This is a genomic window from Aurantiacibacter marinus, assembly GCF_001021555.1.
In the GTDB taxonomy this organism is placed as follows: Bacteria; Pseudomonadota; Alphaproteobacteria; order Sphingomonadales; family Sphingomonadaceae; genus Alteraurantiacibacter; species Alteraurantiacibacter marinus.
In genome coordinates, this window is record NZ_LDCP01000001.1 from 302,963 (window position 1) to 323,754 (window position 20,792).

General features: G+C 60.3%; 22 protein-coding genes. 4 read left to right on the forward strand and 18 right to left on the reverse strand.

All coding sequences use genetic code 11. From position 1 onward, the window contains the following. Window positions 1-5: 5 nt before the first annotated feature. The 3 genes from argF to AB731_RS14275 all read right to left on the reverse strand — a co-directional run bounded on the left by argF (window position 6) and on the right by AB731_RS14275 (window position 3,060). Window positions 6-941: an ornithine carbamoyltransferase gene (argF, locus tag AB731_RS01465; RefSeq protein WP_047092715.1), complete on the reverse strand. Its 936-nt coding sequence runs from the start codon at window positions 939-941 to the stop codon at window positions 6-8. Further along, window positions 938-2,128, reverse strand: a complete 1,191-nt coding sequence (locus tag AB731_RS01470; protein ID WP_047092714.1) for an aspartate aminotransferase family protein — start codon at window positions 2,126-2,128, stop codon at window positions 938-940. Before AB731_RS01470 ends, argF begins: the two co-directional genes overlap by 4 nt. 137 nt (window positions 2,129-2,265) lie before the next feature. Beyond that, complete coding sequence (locus AB731_RS14275) at window positions 2,266-3,060, reverse strand: cold-shock protein (RefSeq protein WP_047092713.1); 795 nt, start codon at window positions 3,058-3,060, stop codon at window positions 2,266-2,268. A gap of 260 nt (window positions 3,061-3,320) precedes the next feature. Here AB731_RS14275 and AB731_RS01480 point away from each other — a divergent pair, with 260 nt between their 5' ends. The 3 genes from AB731_RS01480 (at window position 3,321) to AB731_RS01490 (ending at window position 5,155) form a co-directional block, all read left to right on the forward strand. After that, window positions 3,321-3,767, forward strand: coding sequence for a TIGR01244 family sulfur transferase (locus tag AB731_RS01480; RefSeq protein WP_047092712.1), 447 nt, complete (start codon window positions 3,321-3,323; stop codon window positions 3,765-3,767). Window positions 3,768-3,775: 8 nt separating this feature from the next. Then, window positions 3,776-4,174, forward strand: coding sequence for a hypothetical protein (locus AB731_RS01485; RefSeq protein WP_052768907.1), 399 nt, complete (start codon window positions 3,776-3,778; stop codon window positions 4,172-4,174). 90 nt (window positions 4,175-4,264) lie between these two features. Beyond that, window positions 4,265-5,155: a sterol desaturase family protein gene (locus tag AB731_RS01490; RefSeq protein ID WP_047092711.1), complete on the forward strand. Its 891-nt coding sequence runs from the start codon at window positions 4,265-4,267 to the stop codon at window positions 5,153-5,155. Here AB731_RS01490 and AB731_RS01495 read toward each other — a convergent pair. The 14 genes from AB731_RS01495 to AB731_RS01560 form a co-directional block, all read right to left on the reverse strand. After that, on the reverse strand, window positions 5,152-6,246 hold the full coding sequence (locus tag AB731_RS01495; RefSeq protein WP_047092710.1) for an OmpA family protein: 1,095 nt from the start codon (window positions 6,244-6,246) through the stop codon (window positions 5,152-5,154). The two genes, AB731_RS01490 and AB731_RS01495, sit on opposite strands and share 4 nt — an antisense overlap. A 143-nt stretch (window positions 6,247-6,389) precedes the next feature. After that, window positions 6,390-6,728 (reverse strand): P-II family nitrogen regulator, encoded by a 339-nt coding sequence (locus AB731_RS01500; RefSeq protein WP_047092709.1) that lies wholly within the window; start codon window positions 6,726-6,728, stop codon window positions 6,390-6,392. A gap of 208 nt (window positions 6,729-6,936) precedes the next feature. After that, window positions 6,937-8,325: an ammonium transporter gene (gene amt / locus AB731_RS01505; protein ID WP_231638801.1), complete on the reverse strand. Its 1,389-nt coding sequence runs from the start codon at window positions 8,323-8,325 to the stop codon at window positions 6,937-6,939. A gap of 32 nt (window positions 8,326-8,357) precedes the next feature. After that, window positions 8,358-8,696: a P-II family nitrogen regulator gene (locus tag AB731_RS01510; protein WP_047092708.1), complete on the reverse strand. Its 339-nt coding sequence runs from the start codon at window positions 8,694-8,696 to the stop codon at window positions 8,358-8,360. A 258-nt stretch (window positions 8,697-8,954) separates the two neighbouring features. Beyond that, window positions 8,955-9,641, reverse strand: coding sequence for an endonuclease/exonuclease/phosphatase family protein (locus tag AB731_RS01515; protein ID WP_047092707.1), 687 nt, complete (start codon window positions 9,639-9,641; stop codon window positions 8,955-8,957). A 19-nt stretch (window positions 9,642-9,660) separates the two neighbouring features. Continuing rightward, window positions 9,661-10,218, reverse strand: a complete 558-nt coding sequence (locus AB731_RS01520) for a pyridoxamine 5'-phosphate oxidase family protein (protein WP_047092706.1) — start codon at window positions 10,216-10,218, stop codon at window positions 9,661-9,663. Window positions 10,219-10,249: 31 nt separating this feature from the next. Continuing rightward, window positions 10,250-11,794, reverse strand: coding sequence for a peptide chain release factor 3 (locus AB731_RS01525; protein WP_047092705.1), 1,545 nt, complete (start codon window positions 11,792-11,794; stop codon window positions 10,250-10,252). Window positions 11,795-11,805: 11 nt separating this feature from the next. Then, a complete protein-coding gene (locus AB731_RS01530) occupies window positions 11,806-12,684 on the reverse strand; it encodes an aldose 1-epimerase family protein (protein WP_047092704.1) in 879 nt (292 codons plus the stop codon). After that, a complete protein-coding gene (gene pheT, locus AB731_RS01535) occupies window positions 12,681-15,071 on the reverse strand; it encodes a phenylalanine--tRNA ligase subunit beta (RefSeq protein ID WP_047092703.1) in 2,391 nt (796 codons plus the stop codon). Before pheT ends, AB731_RS01530 begins: the two co-directional genes overlap by 4 nt. After that, window positions 15,068-16,168, reverse strand: coding sequence for a phenylalanine--tRNA ligase subunit alpha (gene pheS / locus AB731_RS01540; protein WP_047092702.1), 1,101 nt, complete (start codon window positions 16,166-16,168; stop codon window positions 15,068-15,070). Before pheS ends, pheT begins: the two co-directional genes overlap by 4 nt. An 84-nt stretch (window positions 16,169-16,252) precedes the next feature. Then, the gene (locus AB731_RS01545; RefSeq protein ID WP_047092701.1) at window positions 16,253-17,155 is read right to left on the reverse strand and encodes a helix-turn-helix domain-containing protein; all 903 of its coding nucleotides are present in this window, start codon (window positions 17,153-17,155) and stop codon (window positions 16,253-16,255) included. Between the two features lie 112 nt (window positions 17,156-17,267). Continuing rightward, entirely contained in the window at window positions 17,268-17,627 is a 360-nt protein-coding gene (rplT, locus tag AB731_RS01550) for a 50S ribosomal protein L20 (protein ID WP_047092700.1), read from the reverse strand. 57 nt (window positions 17,628-17,684) lie between these two features. After that, window positions 17,685-17,888, reverse strand: coding sequence for a 50S ribosomal protein L35 (gene rpmI, locus AB731_RS01555; protein WP_047092699.1), 204 nt, complete (start codon window positions 17,886-17,888; stop codon window positions 17,685-17,687). Window positions 17,889-18,020: 132 nt separating this feature from the next. Further along, window positions 18,021-18,800, reverse strand: a complete 780-nt coding sequence (locus AB731_RS01560) for an inositol monophosphatase family protein (protein ID WP_047092698.1) — start codon at window positions 18,798-18,800, stop codon at window positions 18,021-18,023. Between the two features lie 64 nt (window positions 18,801-18,864). Between AB731_RS01560 and AB731_RS01565 the strand changes: the two genes are divergently transcribed. After that, complete coding sequence (locus AB731_RS01565; protein ID WP_047092697.1) at window positions 18,865-19,845, forward strand: helix-turn-helix transcriptional regulator; 981 nt, start codon at window positions 18,865-18,867, stop codon at window positions 19,843-19,845. Here the strand turns inward: AB731_RS01565 and AB731_RS01570 are convergent, their stop codons facing one another. Beyond that, window positions 19,846-20,781, reverse strand: a complete 936-nt coding sequence (locus tag AB731_RS01570) for a ribose-phosphate pyrophosphokinase (RefSeq protein ID WP_047092696.1) — start codon at window positions 20,779-20,781, stop codon at window positions 19,846-19,848. It lies immediately after the preceding gene. Between the last annotated feature and the right edge of the window lie 11 nt (window positions 20,782-20,792).

The following is a 20,792-nucleotide window of genomic DNA, read 5'->3' on the forward strand; positions in this document are numbered from 1 at the left end:
GCGTGTCAGTCCAGCTTGCCGAAACACCAGAGCAAAATGGACTTCTGCGCGTGTATGCGGTTCTCCGCTTCATCGAAGACAACAGATTGTGCGCCTTCGAACACCTCTTGGCTCACTTCATCGCCCACGTGCGCAGGCAGACAGTGAAGAAAGATCGCATCAGGCCTGGCCTGCGCCATAAGTGCGGCGTCTACGCGGTACGGTTGCATGGCAGACAGTTTTTCAGAAGTGTCGGCCTGACCCATGGAGACCCAGGTGTCGGTCACGATCACATCGGCACCAACAGCAGCGGCGCGCGCATCCTGCGTCAGAGCTACTGTGCAGCCCGCCTCCCGCGCCATGATGACAAATTCATCCTCCGGCTCAAAACCGGCAGGCGTCGCCACGCGCACGTTGAACTTCATCAGCGCAGCTGCTTCCAGAATGGAATGCAGCACGTTGTTGCCATCTCCGAACCAGGCCACTTCCAGACCCGGCAGAGCTTTGCGATGTTCGATCACAGTCAGCAGATCTGCAACGATCTGGCACGGGTGGGATCGATCCGTCAGCCCGTTGATCACCGGTACGGTGGCAAATCGCGCCATCTCCTCAATCTTGGCGTGATCATCCGTCCTCACCATGATCGCATCGGCCATCCGGCTGAGCACCCGCGCCGTATCGGCAATCGATTCGCCCCGGCCCAGCTGCGATGTGCTCGCATCGAGAATGAGCGCACTTCCACCAAGTTGCCGCATGGCCATGTCGAAGCTGACGCGGGTGCGGGTGGAATTCTTTTCAAATACCATCGCCAGAACGCGGCCCGCCAACGGAGCGTCCGCATCGGCCTGACCCTTTGGCCAGCCTGTGCGCACGGCCTTGCGGTCGATGGCATTGGACAGCATTGCGGCAAGGGTATTGCCACCAGCATCGGACAGGTCGAGGAAGTGACGCGCGCCTGTCATGCAGCAGCTTCAGCGTGGTAGCTCGCGGTTCCAGCAGAAAGCTTGTCGAAGAACTCGTCCATTTCCGCGTCACCGATGACCAGCGGTGGAAGCAGGCGCAGCGTCGAATCGCCAGCCGCAACGGTCAGCAGTTGATGGTAATCACGCAGATGCACCATGAACGGGCGAGGTTCACCCTTCATCTTCAGACCGAGCATAAGGCCCATTCCGCGCACTTCTTCGAACAGATCGGGATAATTACCGATGAACTGTTCCAACCGGCCGCGTAGGCGATCCCCCTTTTCGCGTACCTCGGCAAGAAACTCGTCATTCGCGACCGCATCCATCACGGCCATTCCGGCAGCCATGCCCAGCGGGTTCCCGCCATAGGTGGAGCCGTGTGTGCCGAACACCATGCCGCGTGCGGCCTTTTCGGTGGCAAGGCAGGCCCCGATCGGAAAGCCGCCGCCAATGCCCTTGGCGCTCGCCATGATGTCCGGCTCGATCCCGTATTGCTCGTAGGCATACAGCGTGCCGGTGCGCGCAACACCGCATTGCACTTCGTCCAGAGCCAGCATCAGATCGTGCTCATCAGCGAGATCGCGCAGGCCCTTCATGAATTCCTGGGATGCGGGACGGATGCCGCCTTCGCCCTGAACCGGCTCAACCAGAAATCCCGCAGTGTGCGGACCGATGGCGGCCTTTGCGCCTTCGAGATCATCGAAATCGACATAGCGGAAGCCGGGCAACAGCGGGCTGAACCCCTTGTGCATCTTATCCTGATTCGACGCACTGATCGTGGCCATCGTGCGGCCATGGAAAGCGTTCTTGAAAGTGATGATTTCGAACTTTTCTTCGTTCCCGTCATGCTGGTGATAGGCGCGGATCGCCTTGATCGCGCATTCCACCGCTTCGGCGCCCGAATTGGTAAAGAACACGGTATCGGCGAAAGTCTTGTCGACCAGACGCTGCGCCAGCGCTTCACCCTGGGGGCTGCCGTACATGTTGGACACATGCATCAATGTGGCGGCTTGCTGCTGGATCGCGCTGATCAGTCCTTCGTGACTATGACCAAGCAAGTTGACCGCAATGCCCGATGCAAAGTCGAGATAGCGTGTGCCGTCCTCGTCGATCAGGTGGCAGTGTTCACCGCGCACCGGCCGTACGCCGCACCGGGGGTAGACGGGCATCAACGGGGTAATCGACATCGCAGGTTTCCTTCAAACGAAACAAAGAGAAAGGGCGGCCAGCCCTGTTGGACCGACCGCCTGCGAACTCTCTTTATGAGGGAGCGGGCGGCCGGTCAAACGAACGGCCGCCGCGTAGTTCCCGAAAGCAGGCCTGATCAGGCCTGGACGGGGACCAGATTGACAGCCGAATGCTTGCCTCGTCGGTCCATTTCGAGATCGAATTCGAACCGGTCGCCTTCCTGGATGCCCTGCAGGCCTGAACGTTCCACCGCGCTGATGTGGACAAAGGCATCTTCCTTGCCATCGTCACGCGTGATGAAGCCGAAGCCTTTCATGGCGTTGAAGAATTTGACTGTGCCAACAGCTTTTTCGCCCGTCAGCTCTCGCTGAGGAGCGGCGGCTGCCTTCACTTCGATAACATCGCCAACGACCTGAAGATCTGCTGCCGACACTTTACCGCCGCGATCGACAAGATTGAACTGCAGTTCTTGTCCCTCGGCGAGGCCTGCGAGACCGGCACGTTCGACCTGGCTGATGTGAACAAACACATCTTCGCCGCCTTCGTCACGCTGGATGAAGCCGAAGCCCTTTTCCGTGTTGAAGAATTTGACCTTGCCCTGGCCAGTTCCCACGACCTGCGCGGGCATTCCGCCGCCGCCGCCGGCACCGCCACGAGGGGGGCCGCGATCACCGCCGCCAAATCCGCCGCCGCCGCCGCCGCTGCGCTGGCCGCCGTAGCCGCCACCACCGCCGCCGCCGCGATTTCCGCCGCCGAAGCGGTCTCCACCGCCGCCGCCGCCGAATCGGTCGTTACCGCCATCACGCCAGCCGCCGCCGCCGCCATCCATTGGCGGCGGGGCTGCGCCGTCCATGAACGGGTCAAAGCCGTCTTCACCGATGTTATCCCGCTTGTCGCGTCCCCGTCCGCGACGTCCTTTGTCGTAACCCATGAACCTAAAAAACCTTCAATCCCGTCCTTCGACTTTGGCCAGCGATGCGGACGAATTATCCGCCGGCCCAGAGGCAGTGGATCTACCCACTTCCCTCAGCCATAGGCTTATAGCCGTAAATTTGGGGTGACGCGAACACTTTAAGGTTGCAGGTCTGCCAGTGTAGCGAATCCGCAACTTTGCTTGCCCGGCGGCGCACCCGTTTGGCATGGGAAGCTATTGCGGCAGTGTTCGGCGCATTCAATTACGGAGATTGTTAGATGAGCGAGTTTCGCAAACTGTCAGAATCCTTCTGGGCCAGCCCCCAGATCAGCGAACAAGATGTTGCCGAGGCGGGCACCCAGGGCTTTGCCATGGTCATCAACAACCGGCCCGATGGCGAAGATGCGGGCCAGCCCGAAGGCGATGTGATCGCTGCCGCAGCGCGCGCGCAGGGCATGGATTACCGGGCGATCCCGGTTGATCACACAGGTTTCGGCGACGCGCAGATTGCAGCCATGGCCGCTGCATTGGCGGCGGCGGGCAAGGACGGAAAAGTGCTGGCCTATTGCCGCTCCGGCACACGCTCCACCTTTCTGTGGGCGCTGGCGCAGGCCACTGCCGGTAATGACCCGGACGAAATCGCCGCTGCTGCCATGGCCGCAGGTTACGATCTGACGCCCATCCGCCAGGCGCTGGATATGCTGGCTGCGCGCGCCGACGACTGAGCCACATAATGGCCCAAGCGATGGACAGTCAGATGCTGCAATTTGCCGGATCGCTGGCCGCGATTGCGGCCGTCATTGCACTGGCGCACTTTCTTGGCTTTTCACGCGGAGGCCGAGTCGCAACCGAAACGGAGGCACGGGCCCTGTTCGCGCTCGCTCCCGGAGGGTTCGAGACTGTCGAACTGTGTCTTGACGAAGAGGGGCGCGGCGCGATTGCACGGGATAGTGCCGGGCGGCTGGCTGTGCTTCTACCACATGGTGGGCAATTTGTGGCGAGAGTTCTGGAACCGGGCGCGCGGCTGACTGCCGATGGTGACCGCCTGTCGATCGAGGGAAGTGCCTCTGGCAGGAAGCCTGTCACCCTGCATTTGGGAAACGCGGCCCAAGGCTGGACGAACCAGGCCTGACGCTCATGGCCCTACACTGGTGGCACTTCACTAACGGCACCACACTGATGGCTATGGGCGGCGCGCGGCCGTGCTGCTATCCTGCAGACCATGCAATTTAATCCCGTCACCTTTGCGATACCCGTGTTCGTGGCGCTGATCGTCGCTGAATTGCTCTGGGCAAGGCGGCGACAGCCAAGGGCATATGAATCTCGCGATACGGCGACATCACTTGCGATCGGGCTGGGCAGCACGGTTGCCGGCGGGCTGACTGCCGCAGCGGTGCTGGCGATGCTGGTATGGGCGCATTCGGCAACACCGCTGTCGATCGGCTGGGCGTGGTGGGCCTGGCCGCTATGTTTTGTGCTGGACGATCTGGCCTATTACACCTTCCACCGCAGCGCCCACCGGGTCCGCTGGTTCTGGGCGAGCCACGTCAATCATCATTCCAGCCAACACTACAATCTTTCGACGGCGCTGCGGCAAAGCTGGACCGGCTTTTTCGCCGCATCCTTCATCTTCCGCCTGCCGCTGGCTTTTGCAGGGTTCGAGCCGGGGATGATCCTGGCGTGCGGCGGGTTCAACCTGATCTACCAGTTCTGGATACATACCGAATCGATCAAACGAATGCCGCACTGGTTCGAAGCGGTGATGAACACGCCCAGCCATCACCGTGTCCATCATGCCGTGAACGCGCGGTATCTGGACCGCAATTACGCCGGGACTTTCATCATCTGGGACAAGCTGTTCGGCACTTTTGCAGCCGAAGACGATGCGGACCAGATCCGATACGGCATCGTCCACCAAATCGGCAGCTTTAATCCGCTGAAAGTGGTGTTCCACGAATGGCTGGCGATAGCGCGCGACGTGTGGCGCGCGCCATGGCGGCATAAGTTATCCTACCTGTGGCGCGAACCCGGCTGGAGCCACGACGGCAGCCGTGAAACGTCAGATATGATCCGCCGCCGCTGGAACGCAGCGGCGACGGATCAAAAAGACTAGTTTCCTGAACCCGGCCCGAAGGTCACTTCCACGCGGCGGTTCTGCGGTTCACGCACGCCATCTGCCGTGGCGACCCGCGGCATGGTTTCACCGAATGCCTCGGTCATGATGTCAGCCGAAGGGATGCCGCGTCCGGAGAGATAGGTCTGCACTGCAGTGTTCCGCCGCTCTGCGAGACCCATGTTGTAAGCTGCACTACCTGACCGGTCTGTGTGGCCTGCCAGCATGACATTGGCCCTTCCACACACCGAATAGGCGGACAATGCACTGCTGAGCACGCTCGCAGCTTCAGGCGTAAGATCCGATCGGTCAAAATCGAAGAACACGATGTACGGTCCGGTGTTGCATGACGGGAGCGCCTGCGGTGGCGGCGGGGGAGGAGGCGGCGCAGGGCGGGCCGGCTCAGGCAGCACAACTGGCGGCGGCGGCGTTGGGGCAGGCCGGCTGCCAAGCATCATCATCAGGCTCAGCGATACCGAGTGCGAAGCGACTTCAAAATCGATTGCACGGCCACGAGTGTCCTGCGGTTCAAACTCCAACGTGCTGAAATAACGGTATTTCAAACCCACATCGACCCGATCGCTAACCGGCATGCGAGCCTGCGCGATACCTTGCCACGCCCATTCACTGTCGCTTGTGTCCAGGAAATCGGAACTGCTGTTTGCAGCGTTGGTCTGGATATCCATCCACGTGCGGCCCGCACCGGCGCCCAACGAAAACTGCAAGCCGTCGGCATCGCCAAAATCGACAAGAGCATTGGCCATGAGCGATTTCAGCGAAATATCGCCTTCATAATCGAACGTGCCAGTGGCTGTGGTTGTGGCAGACTGCGGGATACCTGCCTGCGCGGAGGTAATTTCGTCCGCGCCCCAAGTCCGGTAATTGCCTTCGATTTCGGTGCGGAAGCGGCCCCAGTCATAGCCGAGCAAGGCCGCGGCTTCCCAGCCTATGTCGCTGGAGGTATTTGCGTCTTTCAGGAAGCGGCCGATATCTGTGCGATAATCATCAGGAAGCACTGCCCCTGCCTCCAGGCCAACATATACTCCGCGATCCACCGATTGGTCCTGCGCCAAGGCTGGCGATGCGATCATTGCCGCAATTACACTAACACTACTAATCCAGTACCGCACAGACAATCTCCTTCAACATTATCGTTGATTGTCGGCCCCCTACGCACCTAAGCGATGGGGGGCAATCGGCGTGTGCCGCATGCAGCAATATTTACAATTGCCAGCTAGAGCGCCAGCTCACCTTCTTCGCCAGTGCGGATCCGTGTGGCAGAAACAAGTTCCAGTACAAAAATCTTGCCATCGCCGATCTGCCCGTTGTTTGCCGATTCGCGGATGGTCTCGACGATTTTCGGCGCAAGGTCATCGCTCGCGGCGATTTCCAGCCGAACCTTTGGCAGCATGTTCACGGCATATTCGGCCCCACGGTAGATTTCTGTCTGGCCTTTTTGCCGTCCGAAACCCTTCGCCTCGCACACGGTCATGCCAGATACTCCGATGGCGGCCAGCGCTTCCCGCACGGCTTCCAATTTGTGTGGCTTGATGATGGCGACAACAAACTTCATTTCGGGCTCTCCCTGGCGACGGTAACTTGGTCCGGCCACAGGTTACTGCGGCGCAACGCCCCCGACTGGCAACCCAAAAGTGCAAAAAAAGGGGCCGGAGCGTCAGCCCCGGCCCATCAAAGTTGTACGTTCGCAGGAGGAACGATGTGAGGCGAGATCGAGAGGGAGAGAGGAGAGAGTTCCCGGCCCCGCCAAACTAGGTTTCGGATCAGCCCTGGTTGGCCAACCCCGGATATGCTTCGACGCCGGTTTCGTGGACATCGAGGCCCGCCAGTTCGACTTCCTCACTCGGCCGTACGCCGATGGTTGCTTTCAGAGCGAACCAGAGAATGCCGGAGGCGAGGCAGACAAACACGCCGGTCGCGGCCACACCGATGGCCTGAACGCCGAACTGTGCACCCATGCTCAGCACCGCGCCGTCCACTTCGGACTGGGTGTTGAAGGCCACAGCAAGCGTGCCCCAGATACCTGCGAACAGGTGAACCGGGATGGCGCCGACCACGTCGTCGATCTTGAACTTGTCGAGCAGCGGAACGGTGAAGACAACGATCGCACCGCCCACAGCACCGATCAGGATCGAAGATCCGACCGAAGGTGCCAGCGGCTCTGCCGTGATCGATACCAGGCCGGCCAGCGCGCCGTTCAGCGCCATGGTGATATCGGCCTTCTTGTAGCGCAGCTGCGTCAGGATGATCGCAGTCACCACGCCGCCAGCAGCAGCCATGTTGGTGTTCACGAAGATCTTCGACACGTCCGACACGTCACCAACTGTGCCCATCGCAAGCTGCGACGCGCCGTTGAAGCCGAACCAGCCGAGCCACAGGATAAACGTACCCAGGGTTGCGAGCGGAATGTTCGAACCGGGGAACACGTTCACCTTGCCGTCGGGACCGTAGCGGCCGATGCGCGCGCCGATGATGATCGCGCCCATCAGTGCGGCCCAGCCGCCTGTCGAGTGGACCAGTGTGGAACCAGCGAAGTCGGAGAAGCCCATCGCATCAAGCGAACCGGCGCCCCATTCCCAGCTGACTACAACCGGATAGATAAAGCCCGTCAGCACGGTCACGAAGATGAAGAACGGTACGATCTTCACACGTTCTGCCACGGTGCCCGAAACGATCGAAGCTGTCGTGGCACAGAAGACCATCTGGAAGAACCAGTCCGACGCGACCGAATAACCTGTATCCAGATCAGCCGAGCCGACTTCCTGCATCGGGTAAATCGTGCCGGCCATGCCGAACCAGCCGGCGCCGTCAAAGCCCGGATAGGCGATGTTATAACCCACGACCCAGAACATCAGGCCGGCGATCGAATACAGGCCGATGTTCTTCAGGCACTGGGTCGACACGTTCTTGGAACGGACAAGGCCCGCTTCCAGCATGGCGAAACCCGCCGCCATCCACATGACGAGAAACCCGCCGATCAGGAACAGCAGGGTATTGAGAATGTAGGCCGTGCCACCTCCAACAGCGTCTGCGGCCGGTGCTGCAAGTTCTGCCACAGGAGCAGCAAGTGCCGGACTGGATGCAAGCAGCGCTGCCGCGCCAACTCCGCCCATTTTCAAAAGTGTGCCGAATTTTGGAAAAGTGCTTTTCATATTGCCTGACCCCCTGGTCACAATGTGGCTGATCACAGCGCGGTTTCGTCGGTTTCGCCGGTACGGATGCGCGTGGTCGACGCGAGGTCGAGCACGAAGATCTTGCCGTCGCCGATGCTTTGTGTGCTGGCGGTTTGCTGGATCGCTTCCACCACCTTCGGCATCATCTCGTCGCTGACCGCGATTTCGAGCTTCACCTTCGGCAGCATGTTGACCGAATATTCGGCACCGCGATAAATTTCGGTCTGGCCCTTTTGGCGGCCAAACCCCTTCACTTCCGAGACGGTCATCCCGGCGACACCAACTGCGGCGAGCGCTTCACGCACTTCGTCGAGCTTGAATGGTTTGATAATGGCGATGACAAATTTCATGCGCTGCCCCTGATATTGTGCCGGTGACTGCCCCGGCCACAGGACCACGCTGCAAAGCTCGTGCCAAACGCGCGATCACGCGATTTCGCAGGGGAATGCCCAAGGGTTTCGGAACACGCTTTTATTGCAGCGCACAAAAAACGTGCATGGCCGCTCAAGAATCGGGCAGAGACTGCCGATATGCCAGGCTAAAGGGCCAGACTTGAAGGGACGGCCTTACCGGGGCGGGTATACAGGGGCGGGCTTACAGGGACGGGCTTATAGTGACAGGGTCACACGGATCGGCAGATGGTCCGAAGCGGCCCGCGCCAAGGCGGTGTTGTGAACCCGCATATCGATCACGTCCCAATGCGGCGTGTGCATGACCCGGTCGAGCGCGAGCATCGGCCGGCGTGCAGGAAAGCTGCGCCCGGGCGTAATCATCTCCCAGTGCGCGGCGAGCCCGCGGTCCCCGCCAATTGGGCGCAACCATTCATTGCAATCGCCCAGCATGACTGCGGGCAGGCCCGGTGCGCGGCTGGCAGTGCAAAGATGCGCAAATTGCCGTTTTCGCCGCAGTCCGGACAGATCGAGATGCATGGCGGTGACGCAAATCTCAGCTGTGTCCGCTCGCAGTTTCGCACGAACAGCACCGCGCGGCTCGATCTGCGGCAGATTTTCCGCCTGGACTTCAGCAATCTCGATGCCGCCACGCACCAATATCGCATTGCCGTGCCAACCCAGGCTTTGCGGCAGCGTCGGCATGGCAGCGACCTGCCAGCCGCGCTGCGTGATATCTTGCAGATCGAGCACGCTTTGCCGGTCGCCAAACCGGATATCGACTTCCTGCAAGGCGACAATGTCTGCTTCGAGCTGGTCAATAACATCAAGGGTGCGCATGGGATTGCGTCGCCCATCGCTGCCGATAGCCTTGTGAATGTTATAGCTGGCGAAGGTAAGTTGCACGGGAGCTTGGCAGGCGGCGCTATTCGCCCGCGATGTACCGGTCTGTGGCGCGTGTTGGCAGGCCGTCTATCGATGGCTTGGACTGAGAATACTTATCTGCCCACACATCCGGCTCTTTGCCGGAATGATATTTGACTAGCGTGTCGCGCGGCTTTTCCATTTCCATAACCGGCACGCCCCAGCCGCAACTGGTCTGCACGCTTTCGACAGCGATATCGAAAATCTGCCGCGTTCCCGGCAGCAAGGTGAATTGCTCCGACAATTCGCTCCACCCGCTGTCCGCAGGAAGCACCGGCGTACCCCGGCCATAAATACGCAGGATCAAGGCGGGGTTCTGAAAATTGCAGAACATCACGGTGATGCGTCCATCAGCCAGCAGGTGGGCATTTGTCTCGTTCCCCGAACCCGCCAGGTCGAGATAGGCGACGCGGGCAGGCGAAATCACGCGGAACGCGTCATACCCTTTGGGCGACAAATTGATCCGCGCATCGGGCGCAGAAGTGGCCACGAAGAAGACCGGCTGGCCTTCGATCATTGCGATGTGTTTATCGGTGAGCGTGTCGGTGAAGTCTGCCATCAGCGCAAGCTACGCGGCAATGCCGCGCCTGTCACCGTTCCTTGGTTGCCGAAAACTTCAAATCGGGATTTTTCTCTTCCTGATAGCCGACATCCCATGGGCTTTTCGCCATGAACACGAGATCGCCGTCCCGATCGCGCGCCAGATTGCCCTGATTGAACCGTTCAAAATCATCCAGCGCCGCATCCGGGCCTTTCAGCCAGCGCGCCGTGGCGAAGGGCGAAGCTTCCAGTGCGGCTTCCACCTTATATTCCGCTTCCAGCCGGCTGATCAGCACTTCCAGCTGCAACTGCCCGACCACGCCGACGATGCTTGATCCGCCGATCACCGGATAAAATACCTGGATGACGCCTTCTTCGGAAAGATCATCCAGGGCCTTGCGAAGCTGCTTGGTCTTGGTCGGGTCTCTCAATTGCACGCGGCGCAGGATTTCCGGCGCAAAATTGGGCAGGCCGGTGAAACGGATCTGGTTCTTCTCGCTCAGGGTATCGCCAACGCGCAAGGTGCCGTGGTTGGGAATGCCGATGATATCGCCAGGCTCTGCCGTATCGGCAATTTCGCGGTCCTGCGCGAAGAACAGGATTGGCGAATGCACCGCGATGGGCTTGCCCAGCCCGCTCGGCGTCAGTTTCATGCCGCGTTTGAACGTGCCCGACACTTGCCGCATGAAGGCGATACGGTCGCGGTGCATCGGGTCCATATTGGCCTGCACCTTGAAAATGAAACCGGTCACTTCGTCATGATCCGGCGTGATCTGCTGCTCGCCAGCAGGTTGCGGACGCGGCGGCGGGGCATAGCGGGCAATCGCGTCGATCAGCTCCTCCACCCCGAAGTTCTTGAGCGCGCTGCCGAAATAGACAGGCGTCAGATCGCCGTTGCGATATGCCTCCAGATCGAATTCCGGATAGCCCGCCTGCGCCAGCTCATATTCCTCGACATATTGCTCAGGAATGGTCGCATTGGCCTCCCGCTTGCCCAGATATTCCTTCGAATCGCCTTCGGGCCGCGCGACTTCGCCGGTGCGGAAATCCAGAATGCCCTCAAACAGTCCGCCCATGCCGATGGGCCACATCTGCGGGCTGACATCCAGCGCAAGCATGTCCGCAACTTCGTCCAACGTCTCGAAAGGATCGCGGCCTTCGCGGTCTACCTTGTTGACGAAAGTGATGATCGGCACGCTGCGCAGGCGGCAGACTTCGAACAATTTGCGCGTCTGAGGCTCTATGCCTTTGGCGGCATCGATCACCATGATGGCGCTGTCGACCGCGGTCAGCGTGCGGTAGGTGTCTTCGGAGAAATCCTCATGCCCCGGTGTATCGAGCAGGTTGAAGGTGATCGCCTGGCCTTCATGCTCTTTTTCGAATGTCATCACGCTGGACGTGACAGAGATGCCGCGTTGCTGCTCGATCTTCATCCAGTCGGACCGCGCCCGCCGCGCCTGCCCGCGCGCCTTGACCTCACCCGCCAAATGAATAGCGCCGCCTTGCAGCAGCAGCTTCTCCGTCAGCGTCGTCTTACCCGCATCGGGGTGCGAGATGATGGCGAAGGTGCGGCGCGGATTTACGGATGTGGACATGGCTTGCGCGGTTAGCGGGGGCGAAGTGTAACGTCCATGGTGAAGTGCCGCGCCGCGCCCGGCAGCAAGGACATGATCCCGCGCTTTTCGGAAAACTCGCCAGTGAAGCCGGCATCGTCCGCAATGCCCGCCCACGGCTCTATGCAAATATAGTTCGCGCCCGGTTTCTGCCAGATGCCGAGCATAGGCAGATTGCCGAATGCTATTTCCAAGGCCGGTCCGCCGGGTGACTGGTAAACCAGTTCACGGCTGGCAAGTTCATCCCAGATCATCGCATCTTCAACGAATTGATCGGGATGCAGCGCAAACGTCTTGTCAGCGACCGGACTGGCTTCGCTGCGCACAATCACGCCATTGGTGTCGAGCCGCCTGATATCCGCCGGTTCATCTTCGGCGAAGATAATCCGGTGCTCCAGCTTCTCCCCGCCGCCGGGCAAGGGCCAGGCAAAGGCGGGATGGTAGCCGAAGCTGAAAGGCAAGGTCTCCTCACCCGGATTGCGCACGGTTGCGCGCATCTTCAACGTCAGCCCATCCAGTTCAAACTGCATGTCGAGCTCGAACGCGAAGGGATATGACGCCCGCGTTTCGGCATTGCTGGTAAGGCGGAACAGCACGCTGCTGCCGGTTTGCGAAACGAGCGTGAAAGTGCTGCGGCGCGCAAAACCATGCGTGTCCATCGCATAGCTGTGGCCGGCATGTCTGTACTGGCCGTTGTTCAAGCGCCCGACCATCGGAAACAGGAGCGGCGCGCGCCCGGTCCAGACTGCCGGATCGCCGTCGTACATGAATTCGCGGCCTTCGCCGTCTTTCAGCGACACCAGCTCCGCCCCGAAATGCGCAATCTGCGCTTCAAGACCGCCGGAGCGTATCGTGCTGACAGCCCCGCTCATCCGCGCAGTTCCGCGCCTTGCTTGGCCGCTGCGGCAACCACCGCTGCGGTGATCGCCTTCAGCTCGTCATCCTTGTACGATTTCTCGCCCGGCTGGAGCGTCACTTCGATCGCGACCGATTTCTTGCCCTCCGGCACGCCTTGTCCGGCGAACACATCGAACACGCGCGCATCGACGATGTTGTTCTTGTCCGCGCCCTTTACAGACCGCAGCAATTCGCCAGCCGCCAGATCGGCAGGAACGAGGAAGGCAAAGTCGCGCTTCACCGCTTGCAGTGCGGGCGGGGCGTAATCGGGCTTGGCAAAACCGCCTTTCCCCTTCTTGGGCGGGATCGCATCGAGATAGATTTCCACCGCCATCACGGCACCATCGACATCAAATGCAGCAAGCGTGGCCGGATGCAGCGCGCCAAAGCGGGCGAGCACTTTTTTCGGGCCGAGCCGCAAAGTGCCGGACTGGCCGGGATGAAACTGGCCGCCGGCCTCACCCATCACCATCAGCTTGTCCACCGGAGCGCCAGCTTCCGCGAGCAGCGCCTCGGCCTCGCCCTTGGCATCATAAGCGTCGAACATACGCGCCTTGCCGTCGGCCCAGCCGCGCGCAGTCTTTTCGCCAGCAAGCAGTACCGCAATCGTCGGATGCTCGTCGCTTGATCCGTCAGCACTGCGCAAGTAACGGCGACCCACTTCGAACAGGCGCAGGCCGTCAGCGCCGCGGTCCATATTGCGTTTGGCGGCAGACAGCAGGCCGGGGACGAGCGAGGGGCGCATCGTCTTCATGTCTTCGCTGATCGGATTGTCCAGCACCCACAGCGGCTGGCCATCCGAAAAATGTGCCGCCTGATCGGTGGGCAGGAAGGACCATGTGATCGCTTCGTTCAGCCCGCGCGCAGCAGCGGCGCGGCGCACGCGGCGTTCCAGCTTTTGTTCAGGCGTGGCGGTGGGCCGGGCAACGCCGTCCATCCGGGGCAAGGCGATGCTTTCCACCGCGTCCAGCCCGTGAATGCGCACCACTTCCTCCACCAGATCGGCGGGACCTTCAATATCATGGCGGCGCAGCGGGCAGGTGACTTTCCAATCATCAGCCACAACGAAATCGAGTGCCTCAAGAATGCGCTTCTGCTCGGGATCGGCAATGTTCACACCGCCAAGTTTCGCCGTCAGCGCAGGATCGAACGCGACCACTTTTGGATCGGCAGGAGGCGAACCGGCGCGCACGACTTCACTGGCTTCACCGCCGCAAATGCGCTGGATCAGGCTGGTGAGAATGGCGAGGCCGTCATCGAGGAAAGCCGGATCGACGCCGCGTTCAAACCGCGTGCGGGCATCAGTGGCAAGGCCAAGCTTGCGGCCCGTCACCCCGATGGCTTCGGGATCGAAATAGGCCACTTCCAGCAGCACATCGGTGGTTGCCGGCTGCACCGAGGAATGCTCCCCGCCCATGATACCGGCAATATCGTGCACGCCATTGTCGTCCGCGATCACCGTCATGCTGGGGTCCAGCGTGTAGGTTTTCTCGTTCAGCGCTTCGACGGTCTCGCCATCCGTAGCGCGGCGGGCAACCACCGGGCCGGACAGCTTGGCAAGATCATAGACATGCGCCGGACGGCCAAAGGCGAGCATCAGGTAATTGGTGATGTCCACCAGCGCCGAAATGGGGCGCTGGCCTGCGGCCTTCAGCCGCCGCTGCATCCAGTCAGGCGAAGCGCAGTTGGTGACACCGCGAATGACGCGGCCATAGAAAGCGGGGCAACCTTGCGGATCATCGGTGCGGATCTCGACGGGGCACGGGAAGCTCGCCGCAATCTGCGAAGGTTCCACCGCTTTCAGCGTTCCAAGGCCCGCCGCCGCCAGATCACGGGCAATGCCGTGCACGCCCATGCAATCGGGCCGGTTGGGCGTGATCGCCACATCGAAGACGGGCGAGGTAGCATGGTAATCGGCGAAAGACTGACCGACGGGCGCGTCAGCGGGAAGCTCGATAATCCCGTCATGCTCTTCACCCAACTCCAGTTCCCGCACGGAACACATCATGCCGTTCGATTCCACACCGCGAATGGCGCTTTTCTTCAGCTTCATGCCATTGGCAGGCACTTGTGCGCCCGGCAGGCCGAGCACGCCTTTCATGCCAGCACGCGCATTGGGCGCGCCGCACACGACTTGCAGGGGTGCGCCTTCACCAGTGCTGACGGAAAGCACCTGCAATTTGTCAGCATCGGGATGCTTTTCAGCGGTGAGCACTTCGGCAACGCAGAAGCCGGCAAGCTTTTGCGCCGGGTCTTCGATGTCTTCCACTTCGATGCCGATAGCGTTCAGCTTGGCCGCGATTTCCGCGGTTCCGGCATCTGTTTCAAGGAAGTACTTGAGCCATTCGAGAGAGAACTTCATGGCATGACTCCCACACCGCCAGAGAGTGTCGGCTGGTCTAGCCCGGAGAAGCCATAATGCTTCAGCCAGCGGGCATCGCCATCGAAAAAGGCGCGCAGATCGTCCATCCCGTATTTCAGCATCGCCAGCCGGTCCACACCGACACCAAAGGCAAAGCCCTGCCACTCCGCCGGATCAAGGCCGGACATTTCAATCACGCGGGCATTGACCATGCCGCTGCCCAGCAATTCCATCCAGCCGTGACCTTCGGCATCGCCGCTGCCGCCGAGGATGCGCTTTCCATTTTCGATTGCGAAGCCGACATCGACTTCGACGCTAGGTTCCGTGAAGGGGAAGTAGCTCGGGCGCAGGCGCAGGACGATATCGTCCGTTTCGAAGAACGCCTTCAGGAAGGTTTCCAGCGTCCATTTCAAATGGCCTAGGTGAATGCCCTTGTCGATCACCAGACCTTCAATCTGGTGGAACATCGGCGTGTGCGTTGCGTCACTGTCCGACCGGTATACGCGGCCCGGTGCGATGATGCGCACCGGCGCGCCTTCCGCCATCATGGTGCGGATCTGCACGGGCGAGGTGTGCGTGCGCAACAACATCCGCCCTCCTTTCGGGGCGGTGTCCGGGAAGTAGAACGTATCATGCATCGCGCGCGCAGGATGGCTTTCGGGCATGTTGAGCGCGGTGAAATTGTACCAGTCGTCTTCGATTTCCGGCCCGGTCTTTACGGCGAAACCAAGGTCCGCGAAAATTTCCGCCAGTTCATCCATCACCTGGCTAACGGGATGGACACTGCCCCGCGGCGCTTCTGGTGCGGGCAAGGTCAGGTCGAGCGTTTCGGTCGCCAGCCGCGCCTCAAGCTCAGCGGCTTCGAGCTGGGCTTTTTTCGCGGCAAGCGCATCGGCGATCTGTGCACGCACGGCCTGGATGGCGGGCGCTGCGCTGGTGCGCTCTTCCGGTGACATCTGCCCCAGCGTCTTCAGCGCGGCGCTGACCCAGCCCTTCTTGCCCAGCGCGGCGAGGCGCTGTTCTTCCAGCGCGTCCACGTCGCTGGCAGCAGCGATAGCAGCGAGGGCAGTTTCGGTCTTCGATTGCATTTCAGTCATGAGAACCAGTTTCCAGCGTGAAGGGCGCTCCGCTAGCGTTAAATCGCCCCGATGGCAAAGTGGCAATGCCGGTTCACCGCAGGCTCAGCCGCCCGGAGCGTCCAATGCCTGCGCTGGCGAGCCCAGCATTCTGGCGCGAGCGGCGACAAAGGAATTCATGACCGGGTGATCCATCGCGGCATATTCGCTTGGCTTCATGCCCATGAAATTGGAAAACTCCCGGCTGAACTGCGCCTGGTCGTGATAGTGCGCGTCCATTGCGCCGGTCCATTTCCCGCCGCTGTCCAGCATGAAGGTCGACAGGCTGCGTACGAAGCGCTGGCGGCGCAGCAATATCTTGGGCGTGAAACCGAAGTACCGGCAGCACAAACGTTCCTGGGAGCGGGGATTGATGCCCGTGCGTTCTGCCAGGTCGGCAACCGTCCTTATAGTCTCATCAAGAAGCGCGCGGTGCACGCGCAGGATGCGGTCTTCGTCACGGTGGGGACGCATGTTCTGGCGCATCGCTTCCACAATGGCGAAGAAGTGCTTTTCGTCGGATATGGTATCATCGCACAGGATGTCGGCCAGAGGTTTGAAGCGGGAAAATGCCGGATGGTGTGTTCCATCCACCATCCTGTTTGCCAATTCGCTGGCATCGGCATCGAACAGACGCGCCCAGCCGAGCGGCAAGACGCCTATTCCCCACATTCTGGTGGAACCGATGGTAAAATGGGCAGGGTTTGAACTCGGACCGGTAGCGGCGTAGCGAGACTCTGAAAGAACATCGTCCCCGATTTTGGCCGTCGGGAGAGCGCCGGAAAAGAAACGGAGGCTCGCCCATTCGGGCTGCATGTAATCGGAAACCACGGTATCGCCGGGAAGTATCAGCGTCATCCGGTAAAAGGTGGTGAAGCAGCCTTCGAATTCGGCAGGCGGCGTGAAGAATCGGCTCTCCACCGCGGGCGCACCGGCCCCTGTCAATTCTTGCGATGATTGCGACGCCATAGGGCGCCTAGTGACAAGGTTTTGTGTCCGGCACAAACAATTAGGGCGCCGGAATCGATACCGGCGCCCTGAAATGTTCGATCACTGTAATCGATAAGGCAGCGAAACCGCCTTACGCTGGAAGCGCGTCTTTCGCCTGCTTGATGATGAGGCCGAAAGCTTCGCCTTCGTTCATTGCAAGGTCGGCCATGACCTTGCGGTCCAGCTCGATCCCGGCCAGCTTCACGCCGTGCATGAACTGCGAATAAGTGAGGCCCTGTTCGCGGACAGCAGCGTTGATGCGCTGAATCCACAGGCCGCGGAACGTGCGCTTCTTAACCTTGCGGTCACGATAAGCGTACTGGCCGGCCTTTTCGACGGCCTGACGAGCAACGCGGATCGTATTCTTCCGGCGGCCGCGATAGCCCTTTGCCTGTTCTAAAAGTCTTTTATGCTTGGTGCGGGTGGTAGTACCGCGTTTAATGCGTGGCATTTCGTATATCCTTGTTCAGATGCTGGGTGCCGGTCCGCTGACGGACCGCTCTTCCAATCAACCGAGCCCGTAGGGGGCCCACTTTTTCACGGCAGCCCAGTCGGCCTTGGCCAACGTCTTGGTGCCGCGCTGTTGGCGGATATACTTCGCATTGTGGCTGATCAGGCGGTGGCGCTTACCAGCGACACCATGCTTGACCTTGCCTGTGGCGGTGAGCTTGAAGCGCTTTTTGACGCCGCTCTTGGTCTTCAGCTTGGGCATTTTCGTCTCCTAAGTTCTAGAACACGTCCAACCAGCCCTGGCAGCCCTAACGGCCAGACCGGCAGATGAATCACGTGTAAGTGAAGCCGCGCAATTAGCGTCTTGCGCCGCGAATGCAAGGTGATTTACGCCTTATGCGTTTCCGATCACATCCAGCACATCTTCCAGCCGGGCCGGATCGCCCAGCGCCAACACCGTGCCATCGCTGCCTGCATGAAGCGGTTCGCCTGCCCAATCGGACATGAAACCGCCCGCACCTTCTACCACCGGAACAAGTGCAGCGTAGTCATGCAGCTTCAATCCGGCCTCTGCGACGATATCTATATGGCCGCTCGCCAAAGCGGCATAATTATAACAATCGCCGCCCATCACCATGCGTTTGTGATCGGTCTGCCCGGCCAGCGCCATGAAGCGGTCACCCTGCTCCACGCTGAAATAATGCGGGCCGGTCGTGGCGATGGTTGCCTCTGCCAGCTTGGTGCACAGCCGCGCCTTCACCGGCTCTCCGTTGAAAGTCGTGCCTTGCCCTGTAATCCCGAGCCAGCGTTCACCAAGAATTGCCTGATCGATCACGCCCGCCACAGGAAAGCCATCGACCAGCAACGCGATCAGCGTGCCGAAAATCGGTCGGCCCGCAAGAAAGGCGGTCGTCCCGTCAATCGGATCGAGCACCCATTGGCGCGAGGACTTGCCATCCTTCACGCCGTATTCTTCGCCGTGAATTCCGTCGGCCGAACATTCCGCTTCGATAATCTTGCGCATCGCGGCTTCGGCGTTGCGATCTGCAATCGTTACCGGGCTGGCATCGCCTTTTGCTTCGCTTTGCAAAGCAGTGCGGAACAGCGGACGTATCTCGTCTCGAGCCGCATCGGCCAACCGATGTAGAAGCGCAATATCGGACCTGGAAACCATCTTTATTCCTCAAAAACTTGATAAAAGTTGCTTTGATTACAATTGTACCGCATTCTTTAACGCAATGAACAAGGGGCCGCTGATAAAGTCGCAGACTGGCGCAACGCGTGGGGGATCACCGCTTGCATTATCACGCGCGCCGGCCAGCGACCTTCTGCCCTGGGCCTACTGGTGGAGCATCGCCGAAGGCCAATTGCCAGACGGAATGCAGATCGATTGTGGCCGCGTAGTCGATCACCCTTGCATGACCATCATCTACCACGACGCATGGACGGCGGGCAGCGCTGATGGAAGCCAAGTGTGGGAACCGGGTGAGCATGGGCGCGCCTTGTATTTCGGCCCGCAGACCAGGTGTATGCCACTGAGCATTACCGGCAAATATGTGGCGATAACGCTGCATTTCAACGCCGGAGCTGCAAACTTGCTGGGCTTTCCGAATAATTGCGAAATGCTGGACCGCGTGATCGATATCGATGAATTGTTCGGTCACGAAACTCCGCTGGGCGCGATAGTGCCACTCGATCAGGATTATGAGGTATGGCTGTCCACGCTGGAAGACCGTTTCCTGCGCCCTTTGGTCGAAGCTGCGAATCACAAGCTGCCGGATCCGATTGCCGTGGATTTTGAACGCCAGTGCCTCTCCGATCCTAAAATCACGGTGGAGGAATTTGCGGCTGGCCATGCTGTGTCCAAACGCACGATTGAACGCATTATCAAACAGACCTTTGGGGTGACCCCGAAACAGGCGCTGCGGCGCGCACGGGTGCTTGATATGGGGGCTGCCTTGCTGGAAGTGGCGCGCCCCGAAGACCGCCCGGAAATAGAACTGCGCTACTTCGACCAATCACACCGCGTGAAGGAAGTTCGCAGCTTCTTCGATATGTCGCCCACGCAATTGCAGAACGGCGCGCACCCTTTCGTGCGGCTTTCACTGGAAGTGCGGCAGCGACGGCGGCTGGATGCGCTTAATCGGCTGAGGCCCGACGAAATCGGTCCGTGGCGCGATCCCAACGCGGAACCACGCTCGCTTCAACAGCCCGATTGATCAGTCGAACAGGCTCGACACGCTGCTTTCATCGGCAATGCGGCGGATTGCCTCGCCCAGCATTGGCGCAATCGTCAGCACGCGAATGCGATCCGAATCCAAAGCAGCATCGGTTGCCTTGATCGTGTCGGTAATCACCAGTTCTTTCAACGCGGATGAATTTACCCGCGCCACTGCCGCGCCCGAAAGCACGCCGTGGGTGATATAGGCCGCGACGCTTTTCGCACCCTGATCCAGCAGCGCCTGCGCGGCATTGCACAGCGTGCCGCCCGAATCGACAATGTCGTCTATCAGAATGCAGCTGCGCCCTTTTACGTCGCCGATGATGTTCATCACTTCGGATTCGCCGGGGCGATCGCGGCGCTTGTCCACGATGGCGAGCGGGGCATTGTCCAGCCGTTTGGCCAGGGACCGGGCACGCACAACACCGCCGACATCAGGTGACACGACCATCAAATCTTCACCGCCATAACGCGTCTGAATATCGGCAGCCATGGTCGGCGCGCCGTAGAGATTGTCCGTCGGAATATCGAAAAAGCCCTGAATCTGGCCCGCATGCAGATCAACCGCCAACACGCGGTCGGCCCCGGCCTCGGTAATCAGGTTGGCAACCAGCTTGGCCGAAATCGGCGTGCGCGGGCCGGGTTTGCGGTCCTGCCGCGCATATCCGAAATAGGGCACAACCGCCGTGATCCGCTTCGCCGAGGCGCGCCGCAGCGCATCGATACCGATCAGCAATTCCATCAGATTGTCGTTTGCCGGATAGCTGGTCGACTGCACGATAAACACATCTTCGCCGCGCACGTTTTCGTGAATTTCGATGAAGATTTCCTCATCGGCAAACCGGCGCACGCTGGCATCGGTCAGCGGCACTTCGAGATATGCGGCAATAGCGCGGGCAAGCGGCAGGTTAGAGTTGCCGGACATGATCTTCATGGCGCGCGAAT